Source organism: Tropicimonas sp. IMCC6043, from assembly GCF_004146235.1.
GTDB lineage: Bacteria > Pseudomonadota > Alphaproteobacteria > Rhodobacterales > Rhodobacteraceae > Tropicimonas.
The window spans coordinates 1-5,130 of the sequence record NZ_SELO01000094.1 but is presented as its reverse complement, the minus strand read 5'-3'; the positions used below and the strand labels follow the sequence as shown (position 1 = coordinate 5,130).

Annotated in this window: 4 protein-coding genes and 4 pseudogenes; 2 read left to right on the top strand and 6 right to left on the bottom strand. The window is 59.1% G+C overall.

What is annotated here, in order from left to right; translation table 11 throughout:
- Positions 1-359, top strand: a 359-nt coding sequence (locus EU800_RS25675) for a transposase (protein ID WP_129636303.1), incomplete at its 5' end; no start/stop codon positions are given.
- A 296-nt stretch (positions 360-655) separates the two neighbouring features.
- On the opposite strand, the pseudogene EU800_RS25670 reads toward EU800_RS25675, so the two are convergent.
- The 3 genes and pseudogenes from EU800_RS25670 to EU800_RS25660 form a co-directional block, all read right to left on the bottom strand.
- Positions 656-880, bottom strand: a pseudogene (locus EU800_RS25670) (transposase); the annotation flags it as partial.
- A gap of 351 nt (positions 881-1,231) precedes the next feature.
- Complete coding sequence (locus tag EU800_RS25665) at positions 1,232-2,269, bottom strand: BON domain-containing protein (protein WP_129636302.1); 1,038 nt, start codon at positions 2,267-2,269, stop codon at positions 1,232-1,234.
- A 208-nt stretch (positions 2,270-2,477) separates the two neighbouring features.
- Entirely contained in the window at positions 2,478-2,762 is a 285-nt protein-coding gene (locus EU800_RS25660) for a hypothetical protein (protein WP_129636301.1), read from the bottom strand.
- On the opposite strand from EU800_RS25660, the pseudogene EU800_RS25655 reads away from it, so the two are divergent.
- Positions 2,728-3,375: pseudogene (locus EU800_RS25655) on the top strand (IS630 family transposase); the annotation flags it as partial. The gene EU800_RS25660 and the pseudogene EU800_RS25655 overlap by 35 nt on opposite strands.
- Before the next feature lie 49 nt (positions 3,376-3,424).
- Here the strand turns inward: EU800_RS25655 and EU800_RS27800 are convergent.
- The 3 genes and pseudogenes from EU800_RS27800 to EU800_RS25635 all read right to left on the bottom strand — a co-directional run.
- Positions 3,425-3,535 (bottom strand): annotated as a pseudogene (locus EU800_RS27800) (integrase core domain-containing protein); the annotation flags it as partial.
- Between the two features lie 536 nt (positions 3,536-4,071).
- The gene (locus EU800_RS25645) at positions 4,072-4,857 is read right to left on the bottom strand and encodes a serine hydrolase domain-containing protein (RefSeq protein WP_129636299.1); all 786 of its coding nucleotides are present in this window, start codon (positions 4,855-4,857) and stop codon (positions 4,072-4,074) included.
- Between the two features lie 147 nt (positions 4,858-5,004).
- Positions 5,005-5,130: pseudogene (locus EU800_RS25635) on the bottom strand (IS481 family transposase); the annotation flags it as partial.

The window sequence follows — 5,130 nt, the reverse complement described above, 5'->3', positions numbered from 1 at the left end:
TTGTCGCGCTAAGTTTCATCGGCCTCGTTGATGATCCAGGCAGGTTCACCAAGGTCGCCAATATCGGAGCTTTTCTCGGGCTGACACCGCGCCGCCATCAGTCAGGAGAAATCGATTGGTCGGGGCGTATCTCGAAATGCGGGGATGCGCAGATGCGCCGGCTGCTGTTCGAGGCAGCAACCTCGCTGATCCGACTGGTCAAGCGCTTCTCGCCTTTGAAGTCCTGGGCGGTAAGGTTGGCCGGGCGAAAGGGCTTCAAGAAGGCGGCGGTCGCCACGGCACGCAAGATGGCAGTTCTCATGCTGACATTGTGGAAGAACGAAACCGAGTTCAGGTACAAAGGAGAGATCAGAGCCTGAAACGATCCGAAGATATCCCGCCCGGGAGAGGGCTGGAACGCGAACCCCGAAGGGGCGAAGGCCGATCGATCTCGCGAATGCGGTTGGGGCTCAGGCGACCTGCCAGATGACCTCGCAAATGACATTAGGTGACGATCAGCCCCGAACGCCATCATGAGGCGGACATTCCGACCTCGGAGAGAACCACGACCCCAGAGGGTAAAGCATTCCAGCGCTTGACTTTGCCGCAATCAGAGAACCCGAAAAGATCGCCATCAGCTCAAATCAAGCCTTGCGCAAACGGTGCCGTCCACACATGACACCGCCTTCCTCAGCCGCTCGTTCTCTTTCTGAAGGCGTTTGAGTTCCTTCAGTTGGTCGGTTCCCATCCCACCATACTGCTTCCGCCAACGGTAGTAGGTCTGCTCCGTTATGTGTACCTCGCGGATCGCATCAACGCGTGCCATGCCTTGCCCGACAAGCACATCAACCTGCCGCAACTTCTGAACTATTTCCTCTGGCTTGTGCCGCTTGTTTGCCATTCTCTGTCCTCCGTTTCCTAAACATAACGGTGGACCAGTTCAGATGGGGCACTCCAGTTGCCGCAGTCCAACCAGACGAGATCCAGGCGGGTGATGAAAGAGCCGGATCGCTCGAGGCGCTGAATGTTCAGCATCTGAGATACCTGTCAGGCAAACTCGACACCGGATTTGAGGCGATCGAGGCCGAGTGATCCGGGACCTGCCCCGCCGGGCGCAGCGAGGCCACTGGTTTCCGCATCCGTGAGAACGCCGGACGGCAGCGAAGCCGCGACGTCAGGCCCGGGGCCAAGCGACCGGTCGCAGAGCTAGACGTCGACTAAAGGCGAGAGAGCCGTCCGTGCACAGGATCGGTCATTTCTGACACGGCACGTTGATTTCAGTCATTTCGCCGGCCTTGCGGGTGCGCACCACGCACGGGCTGGAGGCGCTGACTGTGAGCATGTTGGAGATCGTTGCGTCGCCGTAAAGCATCTTGGCAACCTCAGACGCCTGCAGGAGCATCTGCTCCGTGCTGACATGGCCCGAGAGAACAATGGCGTCGCCAATCAGATGTACTTTGATGTCCTCATCCGGCAGGATGTCGGCAAGCGCCGAGGCAAGCCGGCCGACATCAGGCAGCGGCATGGGGGCTTCGCGTAGCGTGAGGAACGAAGTTACCTGGCCCGGAACGAAACTTTCGGCCAATTTGGTCGCATTTTCCAGCGCAGCCGGAGAATCGACCTCGCCTGTCAGCACAATCTTGCCCTCGGCAATCTCGACGGCAATCTCCTGCTCGGGAAGTAGATCGCGCAGCCTTCGTTCGAAGTCAGCCAGGTCAGGCCCGCTCGTTTCGACCGGCTTCAATGTCATCAGGTTCGATATCTGCCCGGGCGCATAATGGCTCGCCAGTTCCAGCGCCTGCTGCATGACCGATGCGTTGTCGACTGTGCCCATCAGGACGATGCCGTCGTTTGCCGTAATCGCTTCGATCTCCTGATCGGGGAACAGCTGCTCCAGGCGCGATGTGAACTCGGTGATGTCAGGCACCACACGGATGTCCACGACCCGCATCAACTCGCCGCCCTGTCCCAACAGCATCAGCGTGGTGTTTCCCGGGCTCTTGCCGAGAACGTAGACCAACGTCTCCGAGATGGTTGAGATATCGGCGATACTCGGGTTGGCGATCGACAGTTCTGTGAAAGGCTGTTCGCTTTCAATCGCAACAGCGCTGTTCAATGTCACCTGAACCAGTTCGGTGGCAACATCCTGCCTGATGCCCACGTCCGGCTTGGCCGCCGCACTATCCGTCGTCTCCTGCCCGGCGCCCGTTTCTGCCCATCCGTGGGAGGAGCAAGAGATCAGAAACCCAACCAGGACTGCACCGAACTTGTATGTAACCCTGCCAGTCATTTGCCAGAACCCATGATGGTTTCCGCGACCGCCGTTCGATGGACACGACGATTGCCAAGTTTGTCCCTAAAATCTTTCATGCCAGCTCAACCGTCGGACGAAAGGGCAGAAATGCGAAATTTCTATGCCGACCTCACCGATGTGAGGTACGAGCGGTTTCTCGGCCTTAAGCCCGGGTCTTACGATTCTTGGGACTCGCGAGTAGTTGTCATGCTTGCATTGTTAACTTGAGAACAAATAACGCGCAGTGCGCCAAGTCGATGCCGAATTCGGCGCTAAACCGGACATCCGAGGTATTCCGTCGGATGACGGCTTCGTCGGCAAACTCCTCCTTCGATCCACCGACTCGATAGGCGTCTGCCCAAAAGCGTCGGGACGGCAGTTGCCTGCGCATTGCCGACACTTGCGCTATGTGGGTGCTCCGCCCGTGCAGCATCATGCCTAAAACCGAAAGCTGCAATTCGAGCTTGTTCGAAGAGAAGGTCACCGACATTGTTGGGCTCTACCTCGATCCGCCGGAGCGGGCGGTGGTGCTGTGTGTTGATGAAAAATCTCAGTTCCAGGCGCTTGACCGGACGCAGCCGGGGCTGCCGCTGAAGAAGGGCCGCGCCGCCACCATGACCCACGATTACAAGCGTCACAGCACGACCACGCTGTTTGCCGCGCTCGACGTCAAATCCGGCATGGTGATCGGCGAGTGCCTGCCGCGCCACCGCGCCAGGGAGTTCCTGCGGTTCCTGCGCCGCATCGACCGGGCCGTGCCTGGGCCGCGCGACGTGCACCTGGTGCTCGACAACTACGCTACCCACAAAACGACCGAGGTGATGGCCTGGCTGGAAAAGCACCCGCGGTTCAAGCTTAGTTTCAAGCCGACCAGCGCATCATGGCTGAACATGGTCGAGCGGTTCTTCGCCGAAATCACCTCGAAGCGCATCCGCCGCGGCAGTTATTCGAGCGTCGACGATCTCGAAGCCGCAATCTACGACTACCTGCTGCAGCACAACGCCAAGCCGAAAGCTTTCACCTGGACGAAGACCGTTGAGGATATTCTCGCCCGTGAGCGCCGCGCCCTGAACGCCCTCGATGAAATCCGGGGAAACAGGTAGCAAGCGTCAGACTCGGAACACTAGGTCGCGCTTGGTCCACTCCCAACGGTTAGTGATAGTCCCGCGGCGTGAGCCCGTCGAGGCTCGTGTGCGAGCAGCGATGGTTGTAGTCGTCGCGCCATGCCGCAATCAATTGGCGGGCATGGCGCAGGGTCGGGAAACTGTTCCAGTGGTACGACAGCCGCGTTGGCTTTACCGAAATGATCCACGAATTTGGGGGCGTTCGCTCAGCGAGCTGAGCCAATGTTGGCGGCTCCTGAAACACGATCTTGTGGGTGTTCAGCCCGTCATCTGCCAAGACAATGTAGCAAGGCGGGTTCAAGGCAAGCGTGTTCTTGCCTGCCGTGCACCTATCCTGTTTCAGGGCACATGCAGCCCTTTGGTTCAGACGCTCGATCAGGGCTTTACTCGGCATCTTGTCCCCATCCCAGCTTTTGGATGTAGTCATTTTAGTCAACGGCGGTCTGGCTGAAACTCGCCATATCTGGGTATACGGGACTTATTGGGTTCCAGACCTCCGCTATTGAATCCAGTTTACCAACCGATTGGAGCCATTCCCATCGATTTGAACTAGATCTCTCTGCTTCTCGACCTTGCCGTTGTCGCGCCGCCTTAGCCACAAACTCGAGGCCATAGCACGTTGGGAAGAAGTCCCCCGCCCCAGAGTTCTCTGAGACACCTTTGACCCCGCCATATTCATCGGGCGGGGCATCGAGCCGTGTTCGTGTCCTGATCTTGGGCTGATCTGATGTCGTTCGGGCTTTGGGTCGGAAAGTTTTCGCTCGGCTTGCCTGCGATGGAGCTTCGGACAGCGCCGGACGCATTCTTCAACCGGTGATGCCGGATTTTCAGCGTTTTGGGCGCAGCACGGCGGTCCGCCCCCGGGCGTTTTCCGGTGCGTTGCCGAGGCTGATAGCTGCTCGCTACGGGCCGCCCCAATGAAGAGCGGTTATCTGCGGCCAGATCGCGGCCCAGAACGGAGTGGCGGCGGTCGAGAGGGCGAGCGTCATCCGTCGGGCCGAGACGGTGAGCGTAGCGCAGGAAGTCTTCGATCGCCGTGAAGTTGCCACCACCGCCAAGCGCGGTGCCTTCGGACAGAAGCGGAATAAAGAACGGATCGTTGACACCGATCTTCGACCAGATGTGCTTCACGAAGGTGGCAGCGTAAGTGATGCCCGCGACGTTCTCGATCGCCAGTGCCAGCGCCTGCGTGATGCTTGTGCTGTAGCGCATGTGCGTGCCCGGCGCCTCATCGACCAGCGGTTCGGCCGCGCGCATCACGTCAATCCAGTCAGTTCCGGTTCCGGTCATTATCGCGCTGAAGAACTGGGCGATGAAGCTGTCCGGGTTCGACAGGTTCGCGAAGCTTTCCTCGATATCGAGGCCCGCCGCCATGTTCATGGCGTTCCGGAACGACACGGTATCCCAGGCCGTGCCCTGCAATTGCGTCGCGTAGTCCGTGATCGGCCGCTCGAAGTCGATCTTTCCCTCCGCCTAGAGAAGCATGGCCAGAAGCCCCGCCACGGTCTTCGATGCCGACATCCAGACGTGCATGTCCGTCGGGTTCATGCCCGGATAGGATTCGAAGACGACCTTTCCGTTGTGCGCCATGATCATCGCCTGCAGCCTCTAGGTGTTCAGTCCCGGCATTTGGTGGATCGGATCGACATTGAATCTGTCTGGCTCTGAAGTCCAGATCTTGCAGATGTATTCGTATGGCGTGAGACCGCTGAGGGTCTTGAGCCTTCGGGCGAA

What these genes read in the sequence shown, in the direction of transcription:
- EU800_RS25665 (WP_129636302.1), bottom strand. Translation starts at nt 2,269, where the DNA reads ATGACTGGCAGGGTTACATACAAGTTCGGTGCAGTCCTGGTTGGGTTT.
- EU800_RS25660 (WP_129636301.1), bottom strand. Translation starts at nt 2,762, where the DNA reads ATGTCGGTGACCTTCTCTTCGAACAAGCTCGAATTGCAGCTTTCGGTT.